The sequence below is a fragment of the Stutzerimonas zhaodongensis genome (assembly GCF_003696365.1).
GTDB lineage: Bacteria > Pseudomonadota > Gammaproteobacteria > Pseudomonadales > Pseudomonadaceae > Stutzerimonas > Stutzerimonas zhaodongensis.
The window spans coordinates 319,088-340,848 of record NZ_RFFM01000002.1; the positions used below are offsets into that span (position 1 = coordinate 319,088).

Genomic DNA, 21,761 nt, shown 5'->3' on the forward strand with positions numbered 1-21,761 from the left:
CCTCCCCGACGGCGAATGAGCGCTGCGAGCCTTGCAGACTACGCATACCGGAACGCTCAAAGACGCGCATAAACGATTCCACCCACTCGCAGTAAACGTCCAGGGGCCATCCATCAAAACTGGCACGACCCATGCAAAAGCATTGGTAACCAGTTTCGGGGACCCTGGTACAGGCAGGCCAGGGATTCCCCTCTTTTACACCATACGAAAAGGGCCGCTCAGTGAGCGGCTTTTTTTGTGGCCGCATCATGCGCTGGTCATTCCATAGCGAAAGCTAGTCGCAGCGACAGGCTTAGAACAAACGCAGCTGCTCGAAGCCGCTGCGCAAGTCAATTAGACGAACTCCGACACCGATCAGCCGCACTGGACGCTTGCCACGGGCAAAGGCGCCCGCTATCAGGTCTTCGTAATCCTCAAGCCCCAACCCGGCCCCGGACTGCTCAAGGGTTGTCTGAGTAAAGTCATGAAACTTGAGTTTGACGAAAGGCTTGCCGGGGCGGTAGCCGCTATCCAGTCTCGCCATCCGCCCGCTCAGTTGCTCAAGCAGTTCCGGCAAACGTTCGAGGCAAGCAGCCAGATCTGGCAGGTCGCGATCATAGGTGTTTTCGACACTGACCGATTGGCGGCGGCTCTCTACCTGAACCACGCGGTCATCGACGCCATGCGCCAACCCCCAAAGCCGCTCGCCAAACGAGCCGAAATCGCGCACAAGATCCATTCGCTTCCATGTACGCAAGTCCGCACAGGTCTGGATACCCATCCTTTTCAGCTTTTCGGCCGTAACCCGCCCCACTCCATGCAGCTTGGTGACCGGCAAAGCCATTACGAAATCATCGACCTGATCCGGTGTGATGACGAAGAGCCCGTCGGGCTTGTTCCAATCGCTGGCAATCTTGGCCAGAAACTTATTAGGGGCGACACCCGCGGACACCGTGATTCTCAGCTGCTGCCATACCCGCCGACGAATGTCCTGAGCGATGCGGGTCGCACTGCCCGCGAAATGCTCGCAGCCGCTAACGTCCAGAAAAGCTTCGTCAAGTGAAAGCGGCTCGATGAGATCAGTATAGGTCCGAAAAATACCGTGAATTTCACGCGATGCTTCTTTGTAGGCATCCATCCGCGGGCGCAGGATCAGCAGATCAGGGCACAGCTTGAGCGCGTGCCCGGATGCCATGGCAGAGCGAACACCGTATGCACGCGCCTCATAGTTGCAGGTCGCAATGACCCCGCGGCGATCGGCCAGCCCACCGACAGCAATCGGTCGGTTCGCCAGACTGGGGTCGTCACGCATTTCGATGGCGGCATAGAAGCAGTCGCAATCGACATGGATGATTTTTCGGGTCGGATTAACGGCGAGTAACTCGTGGGAGTGTCAGTAAACGCTGACCCGCGCAATGTAGCCAGGCGCGAGTGGTAGCGGCCAAGGGTAATTATCGCCGATCCCTGGTCCTTCGAGGACCCCATTCAGCCAGCCAGCTGAGGCGAACAATTTTCTGGCAGCTGAGTCGGAACTAGAGAGGCACAAAAACAAATCAAATCCTGGAGGCACTCATATGAAGACTACCCCCCTCATCGCAGCCCTTTTTTCAAGCGCTCTGGCCACATCAGCTATAGCTCAGGACGACAAGCACGAAACTCATGGTGCAGCCGCCGACACGCATGGCAGTGCAATGAGCGAGAACCATCAGCGCGCCAACAGCGCGGCCGGGAGCGACGGCCAAACTGCGAAAGAAAAGATGAAAACCGAAGTGCAGGACGACTGGCGTGAGGACGCTGAAGAGCGCCGCGAGGCCGACGCCAGCAAACCGGAACAACGCTGAGCAAGAGGCTCAGTTCAGAGTTCGAGGGGGTAAGGCTGCATTAGCGCCTTGCCGTACCCCTCGATGAACTCTTCAGGCATGCGCTTGGGCTTACCCGACGACAACTGAATACATACGAACGTCGTCTGTGCTCGCAGGAGCGTTGTGCCGTCAGCCGGTCTGACCAGCTGAAAGTTGCGCTTCATCTTTAGTCGTTGATCGGAGTCTACGATCCAGGTCGCAAGTTGCAACGTGTCGCCCTTATAGGCGGCCGCTAGATAGTCGATTTCATGCCTGAGCACCGCCATGGCCCTGTCCAGACGCCGATAATCTTCCAGGCCCAGCCCCAGACTCTGTGAATGCCTCCATGCACAAGTCTCCAGCCAGGTGACATAGACAGCATTGTTGGCGTGTCCGAGCTCGTCGATGTGTTCGGCCTGTACATCGAAATCAATGACGAACGCGTCGGCTTGGTCCCAGATCATGCATACCTCCGCTGTGAATGCGTCGCTGGCGCGACCGCGTCTGTGCTATTGGAAGCCACGCAAGGGGCGCTTGTCACGCATGCGAGAACTTTCTATGACGCACCATTCAGCATGCTTGAGCTTTCAGGATGATGACGGCAGCCCTCGCTCCTCCGAACACTCAAATCATGCGCAAAACAAAAAGGGCCATTTCGTTAGAAATGACCCTTTGATGCCCAAAACGGGCAAAAAAAATGGCGTCCCCTAGGGGACTCGAACCCCTGTTACCGCCGTGAAAGGGCGGTGTCCTAGGCCACTAGACGAAGGGGACGAAACCTTCGATTAACAAGCCGCCCAACTAATGCGACCTGTCGTGGATTGGTGGAGCTAGACGGGATCGAACCGTCGACCTCTTGCATGCCATGCAAGCGCTCTCCCAGCTGAGCTATAGCCCCGGATTTAACGTCTCCCGACTCGCAGCGCTTACGCACGGCGTTCTGAATAATGGCGTCCCCTAGGGGACTCGAACCCCTGTTACCGCCGTGAAAGGGCGGTGTCCTAGGCCACTAGACGAAGGGGACGCAAGCCCTTCAAAGGCAACCGATCCAACAGACCGGTGTGGCAATCGAGATTGGTGGAGCTAGACGGGATCGAACCGTCGACCTCTTGCATGCCATGCAAGCGCTCTCCCAGCTGAGCTATAGCCCCATCTCGAGGACGGGGCGCATATTAGGTGCGGGCCTGCAGAGTGTCAACGATATTTTTCCCGCAGCCTGAACATTTTTCGGCATCAGAACAATTACTTACCGCCGACGAGCGGCGGCAAGCGATGTATCGGGCCGGACAGTCAGTGCTCGCTGATCCGCACGCAGGTCATGCCATGGCAGCGAAGAGCTTCTCCCATTCCTTAACTTCCTTCTTCGACGCGCCACCGACCAGCTCCAACGCTTGGCGCAGACGGAAGCGGGTCAGGTCAGGCCCGATGATTTCCATCGCATCGAGCACCGAGACGGAACTGGCCTGACCGGTCATAGAGGCAAACATCAATGGCATGACGTCACGCAGTTTCAATTCGAGATGTGCGGCGACGCCCTGGATGGAATCGGTTATGCGCTCCTTGTCCCACTGGCGTAGCGCTTCCAGCTTCCATAGAGTCAGCTGCAACACCTGGCGAACCTGGGTAGGATCGAGCTTCTTGTGTTCGAACAGCGCAGGGTCGAGATTCAAGGCGCCCGAAAAGAAGAACCCGGCCAGAGGCGCGATCTGACTGAAGGTCTCTACTCGCTGCTGCACATGCGGTGCGATCTTCATCATGTACTCAGGGTTCAGCGCCCACTGCTGAACTTGTGTAGCGAACTCCTCGACCGAAAGCTCGCGCAGCCACTGACCGTTGAGCCAGGAAAGCTTTTCGACATCGAAGATTGGCCCGCCAAGCGATACACGGGTGATGTCGAAATGCTCGATCATCTCCGCCAGAGTGAATTTCTCGCGCTCATCCGGCATTGACCAACCCATGCGACCCAGATAGTTGAGCATCGCTTCCGGCATGAAGCCCATGCGCTCGTAGAAGGTCACCGAAGTCGGGTTCTTGCGCTTGGAAAGCTTGCTTTTATCAGGGTTGCGCAGCAATGGCATATAGCACAGCTGTGGCTGCTCCCAGCCAAAGTACTCGTATAGCTTGATCAGTTTAGGTGCTGAAGGTAGCCACTCCTCACCGCGGAGAACGTGCGTAATGCCCATCAAGTGGTCATCGACGACGTTGGCCAGGAAGTAAGTGGGCAGACCGTCAGCCTTTATCAGTACCTGCATGTCCATACGGTCCCAGCCGATCTCGACTGTGCCACGCAGCATGTCCTGCACCTGGCACACACCCTCGGTTGGCACCTTCATGCGGATCACATGTGATTCGCCCGCTGCGATGCGCTGTTGCGCCGTTTCGGCGGGGATATGCATGCAATGGCCGTCGTAGCGCGGCGTTTCCTTGTTGGCCATCTGTTCTGCGCGCACCTGATCCAGGCGCTCGGCACTGCAGAAGCACGGGAACGCATGGCCCTTTGAGACCAGCTCGTCAGAGTACTTCTTGTAAATCTCGCCACGCTCGCTCTGCCGATACGGGCCATGCGGGCCGCCCACGTCCGGGCCCTCATCCCACTCGATGCCAAGCCAGCGCAACGCGTCGTATATCTGCTGCTCGGACTCGCGGGTCGAGCGCAGCTGATCGGTATCTTCGATGCGCAGGATGAACTGACCGCCGTGCTGGCGCGCGAAGCAGAGGTTGAACAGCGCAATGTAGGCCGTGCCTACGTGAGGATCGCCGGTGGGAGATGGCGCGATGCGGGTACGAACGGTGGTCATGATGTTCTCGAATCGGAGGCGCGGAGAAAACACTGCAGCTGCCGACAGCGGTGTCCGTCAGTCAGTGCATGTAAAGGCGCGATGTTAGCAGGCACTTCGCTAGTGACTCTACTTGGCCGCATGACTCAGCGATGCGTTCGCCACTAACGCCGGACAAGCGTCCGACGCCGTCCTGAATATCGCTGCGCCTGCCCGGAAGGCGCGAGCCGCGCCTGGCTCAGACTTGCAACAAGCGCTCACGCAGTTTGTGGATCTCGTCGCGAGTCTGCGCGGCGGCTTCGAACTCCAGGTCACGAGCATAGGCGAGCATTTTTTCTTCCAGTTGCCGAATGCGCTTGGTGATTTCGCTGGGCGAGCGCAGCTCGTTCTCGTAGCGTGCAGCCTCCTCCGCGGCCTTCGCCTCGCCCCTGCGCTTCTTGCTACGTGAACCTGGCACCGTGGCGCCTTCGAGAATGTCCTGAACGTCCTTGAACACACCCTTTGGAACGATGCCATTGGCCTCGTTGAATGCGATCTGCTTGTTGCGCCGGCGCTCGGTCTCGCCGATGGCCCGCTCCATTGAGCCGGTCATGTTGTCGGCGTAGAGAATCGCCCGGCCGTTGAGGTTTCGGGCGGCACGGCCGATGGTCTGGATCAGCGAACGCTCCGAGCGTAGGAACCCTTCCTTGTCGGCATCGAGGATCGCCACTAGCGACACCTCGGGCATGTCCAGCCCCTCACGCAGCAGGTTGATACCGACCAGCACGTCGAACACGCCAAGGCGCAGGTCACGAATGATCTCGACCCGCTCGACCGTGTCGATATCCGAGTGCAGGTAGCGGACCCGCACGCCATGGTCGCCGAGATAGTCTGTCAGGTCCTCTGCCATTCGCTTGGTCAGCGTGGTCACCAGCACACGCTCCTCCTTGGCCACACACTTGGTGATCTCGGAGAGCAGGTCGTCGACCTGAGTCAGGGCCGGGCGCACCTCAATCTGCGGATCGACCAGACCAGTTGGGCGCACGACCTGCTCGATTACGCGACCGGCGTGCTCCGCCTCGTATGGACCAGGCGTCGCCGAAACGAAAATAGTCTGCGGGCTGATGGCTTCCCACTCGTCAAAACGCATGGGCCGGTTATCCAGCGCCGAAGGCAGGCGGAAGCCGTACTCGACCAGAGTTTCCTTGCGCGAGCGGTCGCCTTTGTACATGGCGCCGACCTGCGGCACGCTGACGTGGGACTCGTCGATCACCAGCAGCGCATCGGCTGGCAGATAGTCATATAGCGTAGGTGGCGCCTCACCCGATGCCCGCCCAGACAGATAGCGCGAGTAGTTCTCGATGCCATTGCAATAGCCCAGTTCCATGATCATTTCCAGATCAAAGCGGGTGCGCTGTTCGAGCCGCTGCGCCTCGACCAGTTTGTTATTGGAACGCAAATAGTCGAGACGATCCTTGAGCTCCGCCTTGATGTTCTCGATGGCGTCCAACAAGGTCTCGCGGGGCGTTACATAGTGGCTCTTGGGATAAAAAGTGAAGCGCGGCAGTTTGCGAATCACCTCGCCGGTCAGCGGATCGAAGGCGGAAAGGCTTTCGACTTCATCATCGAACAACTCGATTCGCACCGCTTCGAGGTCCGACTCGGCCGGATATACATCGATCACATCGCCGCGAACGCGAAAGGTCGCGCGGGCAAAGTCCATCTCGTTGCGCGTGTATTGCAGCCCTGTGAGGCGGCGCAATAATTCACGCTGATCCAAGCGATCGCCTCGATCTACATGAAGCACCATCTTCAGATAGGTCTCAGGGCTACCCAGACCATAGATACAGGAAACCGTGGTGACGATGATCGCGTCGGACCGCTCCAGCAAGGCCTTGGTTGCCGAGAGGCGCATCTGCTCGATGTGATCGTTGATCGAGGCATCCTTCTCGATGAAGGTGTCCGAGGACGGAACATAGGCTTCAGGCTGGTAGTAGTCGTAGTAGGAAACGAAATACTCCACCGCGTTGTTCGGGAAGAACGCTTTGAATTCGCCATACAGCTGCGCGGCCAGCGTCTTGTTGGGCGCCAGCACCAGCGTCGGACGCTGAACATGGGCGATGACGTTGGCGATGCTGAACGTCTTTCCGGAGCCTGTCACACCCAGCAGCGTCTGGTGCGACAAGCCCGCCTCGATGCCCTCGATCATCTGCCGAATGGCTTCGGGCTGGTCTCCGGCGGGCTTGAAACGGGTGACCAATTCGAACTGCGACATATCGACCTCTTCAGATGGCGGGACGACCCTAAAGCCGAACGGTTGGAGCCTTCCTGGCGGCGTGTTTCTGATGTTCCGGCCACTGCTACTGGCGGTTCCGAAAAGGCATCCACAGGCCCATTCAATGAGGGTAGCTTCGGCATTATCAAGTGCGGGGAAGAGCTGGCAGCCCGAGCAAGGAAAATCCTGGCCTCAAACGGGCACAATCCGATAGAAAAACCGCCTTAGCATATCGCGACTGATGGCCGGGGCCGCTATACTCTGGCCCCGTTTGCGCACCGCCCTCAGCGCGAAGCGAGGGTGCTGCATCAGTCACTCCCTTCTCTTCGAGCCTCCCCATCATGAGTTTGTTCTCCGCTGTCGAAATGGCGCCGCGCGATCCGATCCTCGGCCTCAATGAAGCCTTCAATGCCGACTCGCGGCTGGACAAGGTCAACCTGGGAGTGGGCGTCTACTACAACGAAGAGGGGCGAATTCCTCTACTGCGCGCCGTGGCGGCTGCAGAGATGGCTCGCCTGGAGCTGAACGCTCCACGCGGATACCTGCCGATCGACGGTATCGCCAGCTATGACATGGCCGTACAAGGTCTGCTGTTCGGTGCCGACTCGGCGTTGGTGGCTGACGGCCGCGTGGTGACCACTCAGGCGTTGGGTGGCACTGGCGCACTGAAGATCGGTGCGGATTTCCTCAAGCGCATGCTGCCCGATTCAGTCGTTGCAATCACCAACCCCAGCTGGGAAAACCACCGCGCCCTGTTCGAGTCTGCCGGCTTCCCCGTACAGAACTATAGCTACTACGACGCCGCCACCCACGGTATCGACCGCGATGGCATGCTTGAAGACCTGAAAAGCCTGCCGCCCCGCTCCATCGTCGTTCTGCATGCTTGCTGCCACAACCCAACCGGTGTCGACCTGCAGCCGGAAGACTGGAAGCAGATCCTGGACGTACTGCGCGCCAACGACCACGTGCCCTTTATCGATATCGCCTATCAGGGATTCGGTGACAGCATCGAAGAAGATGCGGCCGCAGTGCGGCTGTTTGCCGAGTCGGGCATGAGCTTCTTCGTGTCCAGCTCATTCTCCAAGTCATTTTCGTTGTACGGCGAGCGCGTCGGCGCACTGTCGATGGTCACTCAGAGCCGCGATGAGTCCGCACGCGTGCTTTCGCAGATCAAGCGAGTGATTCGCACCAACTACTCCAACCCGCCGACTCATGGTGCCACTGTAGTATCGGCCGTGCTCAACAGCCCGGAATTGCGCGCCATGTGGGAGACCGAGCTCGGCGAAATGCGTACCCGCATCCAGGACATGCGCATGACCATGGTTCGCCGGTTGGCAGAGAAAGGCGCCAAACAGAACTTCGACTTCGTCGCTAAACAGCGTGGAATGTTCTCCTATTCCGGCCTTACCGCAGCTCAAGTCGAGCGTCTGCGTGTGGAGTTCGGCGTATATGCGATAGGCACTGGACGCATCTGTGCCGCAGCACTGAACCATAACAATCTGGAGCATGTAACCGACGCCATCGTGCAGGTTCTCTGACCGGTCCAGGGGTTGACTTCCCTTTAGTTAACAGTAGGATACGCACCGCTGTTCCGCGATAGCTCAGTCGGTAGAGCAAATGACTGTTAATCATTGGGTCCCTGGTTCGAGTCCAGGTCGCGGAGCCAAATTCGAGCCTCAGGTGAAAACCTGGGGCTTTTTTGTGGCCGCCGGACTCTCACCAGCGACGCTGTCCCAGGTTATTCGCTTCGCTCACCCCTTCGGGGCCGCGCTGAAGCGCGTTCTGCTTCGCAGTCGAGTCCAGGTCGCGGAGCCAAATTCGAGCCTCAGGTGAAAACCTGGGGCTTTTTTGTGGCCGCCGGACTCTCACCAGCGACGCTGTCCCAGGTTATTCGCTTCGCTCACCCCTTCGGGGCCGCGCTGAAGCGCGTTCTGCTTCGCAGTCGAGTCCAGGTCGCGGAGCCAAATTCGAGCCTCAGGTGAAAACCTGGGGCTTTTTTGTACCGGCTGAACAATTGGTAGGCAGAAGAGCGCTAGCTGGCAATGCGCTCTGGCTCGCCGCGGCCTTTATCCAGCCTGCGGTCAGAGCTAGCCCGCTACTAGCGCACTGCCAGGCTGGGCTATGGCCTTAAACGAAAACGCCCCGCATAAGCGGGGCGTTTAGGTAATGCGGGTTGCTTACTGCTCAGTCGCTTCTTCAGCAGCTTCAGGCTCGACTTCCGCAGCTGGCGCCGCTTCAGCTTCGTCACCCTTGATGCCAAGCAGCTCCAGATCGAATACCAGAACGGAGTTCGCAGGAATCAGCGGGCTTGGGCTTTGCTCGCCGTACGCCAGTTCGCTCGGGATATACAGCTTGTATTTTTCGCCGACATGCATCAGTTGCAGACCTTCGACCCAACCCGGGATCACGCCGCCGACAGGCAGGTCGATCGGGCTGCCACGCTTGATGGAGCTGTCGAAGACGGTGCCATCGGTCAGGCTGCCTTCATAGTGTACGGTCACCACGTCGTTGGCGGTCGGTTGAGGACCTTCCGAGGACTTGACCACCTCGTACTGCAGGCCGGATTCGGTCGTTTTCACGCCGTCACGCTTGGCGTTTTCTTCGAGGAACTTCTTCCCAGCTTCAACCGCTTCCTTGTTCATCTCGACCATGCGCTCTTCGGCACGCGTCTGCAGATAAGCGAAGGCTTCCATCAGTTCTTCGTCGGTCAGCTTCTGATCTTTCTTGCCGATGGCATCATCGATACCTTGAGCCACGGCGTTCGAATCTAGGTCGGCCATGCCTTCCTGAGCGAGGCTCTTGCCCATATTCAGGCCGATACCATAAGAGGCTTTCTGCGCCGGGGTTTCCAGCTTGGCGCTGGTGTCCGAATCACAGCCGGCCAGTACCAGGCCAACCAGGGCTATCGCAGACGCCAAACGTTGATGTCTCATTCTTTATCCTTATTACGCTTTGAAGGGGTGAAGCTAAACAGTTGCCGGAGCTTAACAGCCGCCCTCGTCAGTAGCTACCGAACCCACCCGGGGAGTAGGTAAAGACAGTGCAAAGTATGGAAGTGCCGCACGAAACCTAAATCAATCTTCAGCGGCTTAACTTTATTTCCGATGTTAAACAGATCGTCCCGCGCCAAATCACGCGATCAACTATCCCAGTATCTAAAGATGGCCGCTATTGCAGCTCTTCGCGAGGAGCCAGCCGGAAAGGCCGGTGTCATCGTCTTGTCACCGGTAAGCGATTTGATAGGTGGACTAACAGCGTTTACCTAGCTCATCCAGTAGAGAGCTTGCACCTAGCCCATGTGAGCTCAAAGTAGTCACTGCCCTTTCCGGTGCTTCACGAAAAGGCATAGCAATGTCCGTCAAGTCGATAATTCACGCCGATGGCAGTTCGAAAACGGAATCAGGCTCGGCAAAAGCGTGGGAACAGGCGGAGAAGCTGGCAAAGGACGTCGGCATACGTTGGCAAAGACCCAGCGGCGACGACCGCTCGGCGCAGGAGATCATTGACGGCAGTCCGCTGCTCAAGAATCTGGGTAACCAGAGCGGCGTCAAGGACATGCTCAAAGATCGCGTCGGCGATTTCGAAACCGATGCCGATGCCGCTTACCGAGCGATGCAGGTCCTGGAGCACGTCGAGAAGCATGACAGCAAAGGCAATCGGCTGGTGGGCGACGATGTCGGTAACGGCCGCATCAACGGCTTCACCAAAAGTGGTCAGGCCAAACCCCACACCGAAGCAGGACGTCTGCAGGACTTCGGTAAGTATGGGTTCGCCCATCTCAAGGGTGAGCTCGAGCACATGTCCACCGCCGGGGACAACACCGAAGCGCGTCAGCAAGCTGAGCAGCTAGGGTTCAAATGGGAACGCCCCGAAGGCGACGACCGCTCGGCGCAAGAGATCATCGACGACAATCCCCTGCTGAAAAACCTGGGTAACCAGAGTGGCGTCCGCGACATGCTCAAGGAGCGGGTCGGCGATTTCGACAATGATGCAGACGCCGCCTATCGCGCGGCCCAAGTGCTCGAGCACATAGAGACTCTGGACGGCTCAGGCGACGTAATTGCCGGAAAGGATGTCGCCAACGGGCGGGTCGACGGCTTCACCAAAAGCGGCGAGGCAAGAAATGGCACCGAGGCGGGTCGCCTTCAGGACTTCGGCAAATACGGGTTTGCTCACCTCAAAGGCGAACTCAAAGACACCATGTCGGCGGGTGATGACCAAGCAGCCCGCGAGCAGGCAGAAAGCCTCGGCATCGTATGGGTGCGCCCTAAGAACGACGATCGCTCGGCGCAAGACATTATCGACGGCGACCCATTGCTCAGGAATCTGGGTAATCAGAGCGGTATCAAGGACAGGTTGAAAGAACAGGTTGGCGACTTCGAAACGGACGCTGACGCCGCCTATCGTGCCTCTCAAGTGCTAGAGCACATAGAGAAACACGACGGCGACGGCAAGATCTTGTCTGGCCAGGACGTGGGTAACGGCAGCATCAATGGGTTCACCAAAAGCGGTGAGGCGAAGAACGGCACCGAAGCGGGCCGCCTCCAGGATTTCGGCAAGTACGGGTTTGTCAGCCTCAAGGGGCCGGAACCTACCGAAAGCAGTAAGCTGGATTTCGCCCGAGAAAGCGCCGGTCTGCCGCTGAATGCCGAGACCGATGTGGGCAACATGGAAACCACCACCGTTGATTCGAAAGACAAGAATCGCAAGCTCACTGTCAACGAACTCACCTGGCAGACCCTGATCAGCGAATGGAAGGCTGGTATCGACAACGGCAGCATCGCCAAAGATGACGACAGGGCAAAACTGTATAACGCCTTGCGTGCCCAGGCCGCCAGCGAAGAGGGGTTGGCCATGGTCACGCTGGACATGTCGATGGGTCAGAGCACCACGAACGTCAACGGCGAAGATCTGGCCACTATCATCGACCGAGCCAAAGTCGATGACCAGATAGCCGAGCTATTCATCAGCTCAAGCGTTCAGCAAGACTTCCAAACCCAGCAAGACAAAGCCCTCGATGCGCTGCCGGATAAGGACGGCGTACGTGAAAAGCTGGAGAGCATGGCGTTCTCGGAGGCGTACTCAAGCTACATCGCTGAGCTCAAGGAAGCGGGCAAGGGCGAGTTAGCCGAAGCTGACATCGGCAAGACCTATGCGTCGCTGGCAGCGTTCGATCCGGACAAAGCTGCTCAGTTTTCGCAGCACATGATGATCGACGCGATGACCATGGACCTCGATGCGCTGCTGGCGAACCCGTCTGGCATCAACGACGAGAACACCGTGCTTGCGACCCAGGACACCATCAAGACGCTCCTGGCTGCGCTGAAAAAGGGCGGCATCGACATCACGCGGCGTACCGTGGAAACAGAGCGCTTCGTGCAAGAGTTTCTGGGTGACAAGCAAACCGCCAAGGCGTTTGGCGAAGCCCTGAAAGAGCTTGGCGCGACGTTCAACAAGAACGGAACCGTGACCGAAGCCGACATCAATAAAGTCATGGGCAAGGACATTTACAAAACCTTGGGCGAAGGTGCTCGCGGCAGCATGCTGCGGACCATTACCGAACTCAACGGCAATGGTGCGCTGGGTTCCGCTGGCGGCCTGATTTCATTGGCATCGGGTATCTACCAGATAGCCGGCAAGGGCGGCACGCTGGCTGACACGCCGGAGGAGCGGTTGGCCATCGCCAAGGACTTCGTCAGCGTGTTGGGCGCCGGGCAGCATTTCGTCAACCTGGGCAGCAACATCGTCGACAGCGTCCGCGGCACGCAGGTCAACCAGATGCTTGGCCTCGATAAGTCTCTGCCTCAAATATTCGGCAGGGATGTGGCAGAGGGCTCCGGCAGAAACCTCAGCCTGGTTGAAGGCGATCTGAAGAAGATCTTCGAGGACTTCAACAAGGCTATCGACGCCGCCCCGGTTCCCGACAAGGAGAAACTGGCGCAAAAGCTGGACCTTACGCCCGAGCAGTGGACAACGCTCAACACTGGGTTCCGAGACGGCTTTGCCAGAAATCCCGGCCTGAACGGAAGCACGCCTACCAGCCGGGGCATCTCGTCATTCCTGCGTGTCATGGATGCCGGTGCAAACTCCTTTGCCGGCGTTGCTGACCTGGTACTGGGCGGTCTGAAAATCAAATCCGGCCTCAACAGCAATGACAAGGTCGCTGTGGCACAAGGGGCGATCACCGTGGCGTCGGGGGCGTTCAACTTTGCTGGCGGCGGTGCGCAGATCGCGGCGCTCATGGGCTCCAATGCAGCCCGCGCCATCGCGGCGCCTCTGTTGTGGGTGGGCGCTGCGCTCACCGTGGCATTGACGCCCTTCCTGATCGTCGAGGACATCAAGCACAACAATCGCATGGATGCGCACCGAGACGACCTCAATCAGCTGTTCAACGACCTCAACGACCAGGGATTGCTGACCGACGATGGACTGCAGCGTTACGAGTACCTCGACGAATACATGTACACCTATGGCCAGCGCGACGCGCCTGACGACCAGAGCATCTTCGAGTACCGCAAAGACGAGTACGCGTTCTTTGCCGAAGACGACAATCAGAGCGTTGATTACATTGCTCACGCCGACTACAAAGGCGATGGAGATAACCTGCAGACCCGATTGGATAAGGGGAGCACAGTGGGGAGCTAGGTGTAGTTCATGCAGTCGTTTGGCAGACTCGATCGTCTGCCAAACGCTGGCGAGGCTGAGGGCGCCAGCGTCTGGCATCTGGCGTGAAGGATCAAACGTCGCTGGCGCTCACTAGCAGCGGCTCCAGCTAGTTAGCTAGTTGGTGTTCAATCAGCTCAGCAACCAGATTACGTCGATGCCGGGCACTGCACTCAAGCCTGCTGGCGACGACATACAAGCACAGTCCTCGCTGTGTCCAATGCCAGAGCACGGCGCTGCACTCTGCTACGGACCAGCCGTTGCGACTGATCCGCCGAGATGGGCGCGAATATCATCATTGCAATAGCCGCTTGAACAGGCCGCATACGCAAAGGTTTGAATACCGCGTGCCCGCTGCGTCCGCTGATAAGAGCGGGCATCACACCGCAGGCTCAGGCGATACGTACAGTCAGGCTGTCTGAATCGGTGCCCAGCGTGCTGACGTCATCTTTTGGAACCACGTACCCCTCCCCCGCTTCCACGGCCGAGCGGTAATACTCGACTACCGCGTCGTCGAATACTTCCGATGTGGTGGTCTTCTTGATGCCATAGAGATTGCCATCCTGATCCCGCGCTTTGATGCTTTCCGGCGCAGCGCTGACGATATCGTCCAGCGTTCCGGACACGGGACCGCCCTCACTCGGAGTGATGGTCATGCGGGCATTGTTGCCCTCGATATAGCTAACGTCGTAGAAGGTCTGATCGCCATTCACGCCACCGTTGAATGCCACCTCACCCAAGGTGACATGAGCACCGTCGCCAGCCGTGCTACGGAAGTTGCCGGACCACCTTTCAGGGAAGGTCTGCACCATCGTTTCTCCTGGCTGCAACGTCATCGACGGAATATCGGCTTCACCGGCATTCGCGGTGAACTCGATGACCAGCGGCTTTTCACTTTCATTCACGAACGTCAGGCTGTTGCCTTCCGGTGCCACGTGCTCACTGGCGGGCAAAGCTGGTGTGTTCGGCACCACGTAATCCTTCGATAACGGATCTTGCTTGGTGGGCGCGCCTGCCACCGTTGCCGAATGCTGCAGGAGAGGTAGCGGCACCTGCGGGAGATCCGCAACTTTTGGCGGCACAGCCTCGGGCACAGCGCCCGGCATCATCAGCCGCAGTACATCGAGTTCATTCTGAAAATGCTGAGCCAAGGCGTGGTTGCCCGAAGCGCTCGCCTGATCTCGGGCCTGCTCTCGTTGCGTCCACTCGCTCTGCCAAGCACCCGTGACGGCTGCATCGAATACGGCCCCCGGATCGCTCGGTCCCGGGCTGACAGTATTTGGTTGTCCCACATTATCGACAGCCATGGCTCGCAACTCCGATCGCAGTATTGATCAAATGACGTTACCCCCAAGTAACCGGTTTGCCTCGTTAAAAGTTGTTTAAAAGGAGGCTGCTTCCGCCCTGGCCAAGCATCGCAGTGATCCGGCACTGTCGGACTACCTTCGATCTTCTCTAGCGACCTGTAGCAACAGACAAAAACGCCGCGGCAGATATTGACTGAAGATTCTCAATCGATCCTGCTCGCGGCGTTGTTACCTAATGTCGTTGCGGCGTTATCGGCCTGCTGATCAAGGTGTTGCCGGGCAGCAGCCTGTAGGCTTTGTGCTGCCTGGCTCTAACGGACTGATTAGCCCAGCATTGTCCGCCAGGCGGGCTCCGTGCTTGGTTTGTACATATCGCCTTCGGGTTCTTCCTCACCGTGACCGTTAAGAAGGTCCTCAGAATCCCCACTGACGAAGCTCCACCAGTTCTTGGTGGTTTCACCGTTTCTCTCGGTGAAGGCTTCGTACTGTTCGGGCTGTGCTTCCCAGACCGGCATATCGTCGGGGAAGTAGTACTCATACCATTCGTCCGTGACCTCCGGCTCTTTGCTTTCGACGTAGTTGTATTGCACGTTGGCGAGGTAATTGAACTTGTCGCCCCAGTCCTCTTCCATCACGCCCATTTTGTCCAATGCGGTGAAGTAGTCGCGTACCTCGTCGGCAACCTTCTCCTGCTTCTCGTACTGAATTGCCGAAGCGATGCCCAGGCCAATCACGGACAGCACAATGCCGATCGCGCCTAGCGCTGTGCCTACGGTGCCGGCCGCAGCACCCGCGCCGGCCCAGGAAGCAAATCCCGCACCCGCGGCCCCCGTCCAGGCCAATCCTGCTGTCAGACTCAGGGCTGCCTGGGTTTTCTCGATGTCGGTGCTGTCCTTCGTCAGGTTGGATATCGCGTCTGCCCCCATGTACACGCCCAACAATGCACCGCCCAGGTAGGACGTATTGGCGATCAGTTTGAGGCCAGGACCGAACAGCTTGAGTTTCTCCGCCTGGCTGAGATTGGTGTATGCGGCGCCCGCCGACTTGGCCATCTTGTCGACGCTTCTCATGATCGCGTTCTGTTCGCTTTTTGGCATCTTATCGAAGGCGTCGACAATTTGAGTGCCTGCGGGCGTGCGGCTATTAGCGTTCATATCGGCAAAGAGCTTTGAGGCGTTGGCAGGGTTCTTGACGCTCGGGTCGGGGGCATCGAGGTAAGGCCCCAAGCGACCTTTCAACGCATCGGCCATATTTTTGTCGAGACCCAGGACCTGGGTTACGCCGTTCTTGCCAAGCAGTTTGGCCAGCGGATCGCCAATGGCACTGACCGCAGTGGGCGACGAAGACACTGCAAACAGCAGATAGAACGCGGCAGTCATGCGCTCGGCCGGTGTGGCTTCAGCGTTGCCGCCTGCATTGGTCAGCGTCAGCGTAGCTGCGACGATTGAGATCAACGCCCCTGCCGTACCGAAAGCACCGTTAGCGGACAGGGTTTTCAACACTCCGCCAACTCTGCCTTTCGAGGCTTCTGGAACCTTGCCCTTGTCCAATGCTTCGTTGATCTTCTTGTCCAGATCGCTGCTGAGGAAGTCATCGATCGCTTTCAACCAGCTGCGGTCGGTAGGAGACACTTCAACCCTGATGTTGGTCTTCAGCGCATCTTTCATCATTGACGCCATGGCATCACGCGCGGATTTGGCGTCCTTGAGCATGGTCTGTTCTTGGGCGGTCAGCACCTTGCCGCCATCCTTGCGGATGTCCTTGAGTTCCTTGCCCGCCATATAGTCGTCGTACGCGGCAGACAAGCCACCGGCGGCTTCGCCGCCATAGGAGCCCAGCACGGCGGCCTTGATCGTAGTGGTGACCACATCGCCTATAGCGGTATCCAGGGTTTCATCATCAATGCCCTCGGGACCGGCTTCGATGAACTTGTTCAGCTCCTCCACCGTCGAGGTCATCGCCAGCTGCTGCTTCACCTCCTGTGCTTTTTCCGGGTTGAGCATGGACAGGGAGTTAAGATCGCTGCTGTAGCGGATCAATGCGCCGTCCTCGGCCGCCTCATCAGCGTTCTTCAGTTCATCCTTGTAGGTGGGCGAAGTCATGGTCGCGACAATGCGATCTTCCAGGCCTTGCTTATCCTTGATTTCGCCAACCGCGGCCTGCAGCGCCTCCTGCGTATCCGCAGCGATCTCGGGATTCTGCGCGAGCTTTTCTATTTCGGCCTTGAGTTTGTCTTCGTCGACAAGGCCGCGGAAATGGTCCCCGTCCATGATCGCCGACTCGTCGGCATAGATAGTCAGATCTTTGGTTTGTTCGTAGTAATACGGGAGAAAACCGAAACCGCCCGACAAGGAGTTCTGCGCTTGTAGCAGCATAAGGAACTTGGCTTTGTCCGACCCCTCGGGTGCGTTCTCGTACTTCTTCTCGAGATTCTCCATGTACTTCTGATTGACCGTCTTACCGTCGGCCGTTTCGGCATTCATGATGTCCGTGGACGAAGGCGCAAGCAGATTCTTCTTCTCCTCGTCGCTCAAGCCATCCTTCTTCAGAGGCTTGCCTGCCTCTACATAAGCGGCATAGGCCGTTTCGGCCGCTCGCAGGGCGTCCTTGGTGCCGGAGTGCTTGTCCTCATCCCAGTAGTTCTTAACCATGGTGATCTTTTCGTCCTTGATCGCATCGCCATCAAGGGCGTGGTCAAGACGGTCGATCACATCCTTTTTGACCTCGGCGATGGCATCGTCCAGCTCCATCCCTTCCTTGCCTTGGAGCTTGTCGGTGATCAGGTTCTGATAAAGCTTGCTGAGCGTAGGGTCACTCAGGCCCGAGAGTGTGCGGGTTTCGTCGATAGTGCCGTTACCAAGACCAAGCGCCAGGGCATTGAGGTTGTCTTCGTAACTGGGGTTGTCTGTAACGGTGTTTTCGATCAGAAACTTCGCATAGGCCTCACGCGCCACAGCACTGGCATTGGACTTGCCGCTGCGGTTGGATTTGTCCCAGTAGTTGTTGAGCAACTCCATCTTCTGATCAGCTTTCGGATCATCACGCAGGGCATTGGGCAGCCGTTCGTAGAGGTCGCTCTTGACCTCGTCATAGGCAGCATCGAGGTTGACTGATTCGCCACGCTCTTTCTGCTGCTGAAGCTTGTGATAGATCAGGCTGGCATAATCGTCGCGAATACTCTTGTCGGTAAACGGCGTTACGCTGCGGTGCTCGGTATTGGCGCCGTCGGCCATGTCAGAGGCCACGGAGTTGAGGGTGTCGTCGTAATTGATGTCGGTATTGATCTCGGAAACCTGTGACTTCGGCGTCGGCGTGCTCTCCTTGAGCTCTTTAGCCGCCTCACGGGCCAGACCATCAGCGTCGTGCTTGCCGGCATGTCTGTCCCAGTAGCCTTTGATCACATCGACGACATCGCCGGCATCCGCGCCAACGTTCGAGGCGGCGCTACCGAGCCGGTCGAACAGCTCTTTCTCGACTTCTTTGACGGCGTCTTCGAGGTTGGTGGGCGAGCCCTGTTCCTTGAGTTTCGCGGTGATCAGATTCTTGTACAGCTCGGCCAATGGCCCTTTCGTGCCAATCGCGAGCGCCAGAGTGCGGTTGTCTGTGTTGACACCTCCCACCAAGGCAGCCGCCAGCGCATTCAAGTTGTCTTCGTAGTTGCTGTTGCCGGTATCGGGCAGATGAGCCGAGAAGTGGTCCCTATAGGCACTACCGGCGAGCTCGAAAGTGTTATCCCTGCCAGAATGCCTGTCCCAATGGCCTTTGATCACATCGACGATATCGCCGGAATCTGCATCCGATTTCGAGGCTGCGCTCTCCAGCCGGTCGAACAGCTCTTTCTCGACTTCCTTGATGGCCTCTTCAAGATTTGTGGCCGAGCCTTGCTCCTTGAGCTTGGCGGTGACCAGGTTTTTATACACCTCGGCCAAGGGCCCTTTTGTACCGATCGCGACGGCCAGGGTGCGATTCTCCGTGTTGACACCTCCAACCAAGGCAGCTGCCAGCGCGTTCAAGTTGTCTTCGTAATTACTGTTTCCTGTATCGGGAAGATGCTCGGCGAAGTACTCCTGAAAGGCGCGAACTGCCAGATCGGAAGCGTTTTCTTTGCCGGCCTGCCTGTCCCAGTAGCCGTCCAGCACGTTCAACTTATGCTTGCCTTCTTTGCCACCGCCAACGGCATTTTCATAGCGGCCACGCAGGTCCTTGGTTGCCTCCTCCATGGCGGCATCGACACTTAATTGCTCACCGTCTTTGGCTTGCTCCTTGAGCTTGTACTGGACAAGCGCCTTGAACAGCTCCCTGTGCCGCTCGCTGCCATTTATTCCAACGAGGGAGCGGCCATTGACGCTCTCACCCATACTCACGGCCAATTCATTAAGCGCGTTTTCATAGGCCTGCGGGTCAAGTGTTTCTTTCTTTTTAGGCTCGTCCTTGGATTTGACGACAGTCTTCCTAGCTATACCCAGCAAACCTTCAAAATCTTTATCCGATACTGTTGAAGGGTTCGTTACGTCTGCTGGATTAACGCTCGAGGTGCTCATGGAGTGCTCCTGGCTGCTAGGCCGGTGATAGCTGAACGGCCCGCCGCACTCGATCACCAGCCAATGGCGATCAGGCAAAGCTGACCAATGAAACGCCCTAAATACACCTCCGGTTGATCACCCAACTGCACCTGGTACAACCGTGCGACATCTGGGGCCATCCACCACCGCGTGATGAAACTCACAACATCACTTGCATCGTGTCGCTCAAATCCACCAGAGGTTGCTGGCGGATTACTCAACTGCTAAGGATGGGGGCCCTCTCCGGGCTCGCTCACCCGTCACCCCAGGCTCAGCCTGCCATCGAGGCAGGCGAGCGCTGGTGGGTCTGCCGTATAGCGCGGGAGGTCGTAAAGTATTCAAACAGCCGATACAGAGTTGTAACAATCGCCAGGGATGATGTTTCGCAACTTTTCACCGGTGAAAGCGGCCGAACGAAAGGTTGCGGCAACCCCTGCGAAAAAAGGCTCTGGGCGAGGACTTAACGCGCGTTCTGACGTCGCTGACGTTTGGACGTTTCTGTACGCCAGTGATTAGCCAAGAGGTATGCCTGTGAGCACCCCAAGAACCGGCCGCGACAGCTCAGACAAGATACCCCGCACCTCGCAAGAAGCACCCATCCGCTTCGGCCCCTTTACCCTCTACACCCAGCAACATGTGCTGATGTGCAATGGCGTCCCCTTGACGATTGGTAGCCGTGCGCTGGACCTGCTGATATGCATGGCCAAGCGCCCTGGAGAGTTGCTGGAAAAGTACGAACTGATTGCCATGGCCTGGCCGCGCACCGTTGTTGCCGAATGCAACCTGCGTGCGCAGATCGTCGCGGTGCGGCGGGTCCTGAAAGATAAAGATCCTCATCACGAGTACATCACCAATATCCCTGGGCGTGGCTATCGGTTCACCGCCCACGCTGCGCAGCAACCCGTTCACTCACGCACCCAGACCTCCACCATCGTGCGCAAGCCATTACCGCCACGAAACCCGGCTATTGTCGGGCGTGAAGACTTGATAGCGCGATTGACTGAGCAACTACGAAACTCGCGTTTCGTTACCCTCACCGGTGCCGGCGGCGTCGGTAAGACCACTGTCGCCATCGAGGTAGCCCACCGTTTAGAGGATGAATTCCCGGATGGGGTGCTGGTGTTCGAGCTGTTCGACTATCTGCGCCTGGAAGGGATTCTCGCCACTCTGATCGAATCTCTCGGCCTTCGCGCTGATGCTCAATCGAGTCTGGATGAGCTATTCGGGCAATTGGGTGGGTGCCGCCTGCTGTTGGTGATCGACAACTGTGAACAGGCCGTCGGGGCGGTGGCGAAATTGGCCGAAACCATACTCAGATGGGCACCGAACTGCGCAATTCTTGCCACCAGCCGTGAAGCCCTTCGGGCCGATGGAGAAATGATCGAGCGTATCGAGCCGCTAGCACTGTCGCCGCTGGACCGACACGACGCGCAGGCTCTGGCGAAGCAGTCACCGGCTATCCGGTTGTTCATCCAGCACTCACAAATTCACAACCCAAACATCAAGTTCAAGGGCGCCGACCTCGAAACCGTGTCGGACATCTGCGCCAAGCTTGACGGCATGCCGTTGGATATTGAGATCGCCGCAGAACGCGCCGCGTCGCTGCCGCTGGAGATGCTCAATCAATTGCTCGATATGGAATTCCGGCTGCAAATGCACAGCGAGCGCGACTGCGAGCGACAGCGCTCCTTGCGCGCGTCGCTGGACTGGTCATACGACGCCCTGCCCGCGTACGAGCAGCAGCTGATCAGCATGCTCTCCGTAACCAGGGGCTCTTTCACGCTCAACGCCGTATTGGCGCTGGTGGAGGACGATTCGAACCAGAGCCCCGAACATGTGCTGACAGCCCTCGACAGTCTGGTGGAAAAATCCTTGCTGACCGTCAATAAGGGCAGCGAAGCACGCAGCTACCAGATGCTTGAAACCACGCGCTTGTATGGGATGGAAAAACTGCACCAGTCGGGCCAGTTCCAGCGAGTCTCGGCGCAACACGCGGCGTATGCCGTAAGTGTGCTGCAGGGGTTTGCCGAGCGCCTGGAAGCTAGCGCGCCAGAAGCATGGGAGCATCTCTACGGGGCAGAAAGTGAAACGGTTAAAGCCGCGCTATCGTGGGCCGTATCCGATAAAGGCAACCAACTGCTTGGTCTTGACCTGACACTTGCTGCGTTGGGTTTGGCTCGGGGAGACAGCTGACCTCCGAGCCTGGGTCAGCCTGCCCCGCGAAGTCTCTGCACGCACTCGGTGCGCTCATCCTCGGACTGCTGCAGATACTATCTTGAGGTCCTTCCAATACGTTTTTTCCGTGTCATATCAGTGACCGTCAACTGCCACACAAAATGCGACTTCAGCCTCCGTAAGATCTTGCTATACCACCACTT

At 58.0% G+C, this 21,761-nt stretch carries 12 protein-coding genes and 5 tRNA genes; 5 read left to right on the plus strand and 12 right to left on the minus strand.

Going from position 1 to position 21,761, the window contains the following annotated elements; all coding sequences use genetic code 11:
• Positions 1-292: 292 nt before the first annotated feature.
• Positions 293-1,333: a DNA polymerase IV gene (gene dinB, locus EA797_RS09850; protein ID WP_122165036.1), complete on the minus strand. Its 1,041-nt coding sequence runs from the start codon at positions 1,331-1,333 to the stop codon at positions 293-295.
• A gap of 220 nt (positions 1,334-1,553) precedes the next feature.
• Between dinB and EA797_RS09855 the strand changes: the two genes are divergently transcribed.
• On the plus strand, positions 1,554-1,820 hold the full coding sequence (locus EA797_RS09855; protein ID WP_122165037.1) for a hypothetical protein: 267 nt from the start codon (positions 1,554-1,556) through the stop codon (positions 1,818-1,820).
• A gap of 14 nt (positions 1,821-1,834) precedes the next feature.
• Here the strand turns inward: EA797_RS09855 and EA797_RS09860 are convergent, their stop codons facing one another.
• The 7 genes from EA797_RS09860 to uvrB form a co-directional block, all read right to left on the minus strand.
• Positions 1,835-2,284 (minus strand): acyl-CoA thioesterase, encoded by a 450-nt coding sequence (locus EA797_RS09860; protein WP_122165038.1) that lies wholly within the window; start codon positions 2,282-2,284, stop codon positions 1,835-1,837.
• 234 nt (positions 2,285-2,518) lie between these two features.
• A tRNA-Glu gene (locus EA797_RS09865) sits at positions 2,519-2,594 on the minus strand.
• Positions 2,595-2,642: 48 nt separating this feature from the next.
• Positions 2,643-2,718 (minus strand) — tRNA-Ala (locus tag EA797_RS09870).
• Between the two features lie 50 nt (positions 2,719-2,768).
• A tRNA-Glu gene (locus EA797_RS09875) sits at positions 2,769-2,844 on the minus strand.
• Between the two features lie 51 nt (positions 2,845-2,895).
• Positions 2,896-2,971 (minus strand) — tRNA-Ala (locus EA797_RS09880).
• Between the two features lie 165 nt (positions 2,972-3,136).
• Positions 3,137-4,618 carry a glutamate--tRNA ligase gene (gene gltX / locus EA797_RS09885; protein WP_122165039.1) on the minus strand — a complete coding sequence of 494 codons (1,482 nt, stop codon included), beginning with the start codon at positions 4,616-4,618 and terminating at the stop codon, positions 3,137-3,139.
• 217 nt (positions 4,619-4,835) lie between these two features.
• Complete coding sequence (uvrB, locus tag EA797_RS09890) at positions 4,836-6,851, minus strand: excinuclease ABC subunit UvrB (protein ID WP_122165040.1); 2,016 nt, start codon at positions 6,849-6,851, stop codon at positions 4,836-4,838.
• 341 nt (positions 6,852-7,192) lie between these two features.
• Here uvrB and EA797_RS09895 point away from each other — a divergent pair, with 341 nt between their 5' ends.
• Positions 7,193-8,389 (plus strand): amino acid aminotransferase, encoded by a 1,197-nt coding sequence (locus tag EA797_RS09895; RefSeq protein ID WP_122165041.1) that lies wholly within the window; start codon positions 7,193-7,195, stop codon positions 8,387-8,389.
• A 52-nt stretch (positions 8,390-8,441) separates the two neighbouring features.
• Positions 8,442-8,517, plus strand: a tRNA-Asn gene (locus EA797_RS09900).
• 511 nt (positions 8,518-9,028) lie between these two features.
• Here EA797_RS09900 and bamJ read toward each other — a convergent pair.
• Entirely contained in the window at positions 9,029-9,784 is a 756-nt protein-coding gene (gene bamJ / locus EA797_RS09905) for a BamJ family beta-barrel-assembly machinery protein (protein ID WP_167468796.1), read from the minus strand.
• A gap of 418 nt (positions 9,785-10,202) precedes the next feature.
• Between bamJ and EA797_RS09910 the strand changes: the two genes are divergently transcribed.
• On the plus strand, positions 10,203-13,496 hold the full coding sequence (locus tag EA797_RS09910; RefSeq protein WP_122165042.1) for a hypothetical protein: 3,294 nt from the start codon (positions 10,203-10,205) through the stop codon (positions 13,494-13,496).
• 410 nt (positions 13,497-13,906) lie between these two features.
• Here the strand turns inward: EA797_RS09910 and EA797_RS09915 are convergent, their stop codons facing one another.
• The 3 genes from EA797_RS09915 to EA797_RS22115 form a co-directional block, all read right to left on the minus strand.
• Positions 13,907-14,821: a glycoside hydrolase 64/thaumatin family protein gene (locus EA797_RS09915; protein ID WP_122165043.1), complete on the minus strand. Its 915-nt coding sequence runs from the start codon at positions 14,819-14,821 to the stop codon at positions 13,907-13,909.
• 323 nt (positions 14,822-15,144) lie between these two features.
• Positions 15,145-19,362: a hypothetical protein gene (locus EA797_RS09920; RefSeq protein ID WP_122165044.1), complete on the minus strand. Its 4,218-nt coding sequence runs from the start codon at positions 19,360-19,362 to the stop codon at positions 15,145-15,147.
• Positions 19,363-19,415: 53 nt separating this feature from the next.
• Positions 19,416-19,547, minus strand: coding sequence for a hypothetical protein (locus tag EA797_RS22115; RefSeq protein WP_255829746.1), 132 nt, complete (start codon positions 19,545-19,547; stop codon positions 19,416-19,418).
• 367 nt (positions 19,548-19,914) lie between these two features.
• Here EA797_RS22115 and EA797_RS09925 point away from each other — a divergent pair, with 367 nt between their 5' ends.
• Entirely contained in the window at positions 19,915-21,576 is a 1,662-nt protein-coding gene (locus EA797_RS09925) for a winged helix-turn-helix domain-containing protein (protein ID WP_167468797.1), read from the plus strand.
• Positions 21,577-21,761 lie beyond the last annotated feature (185 nt).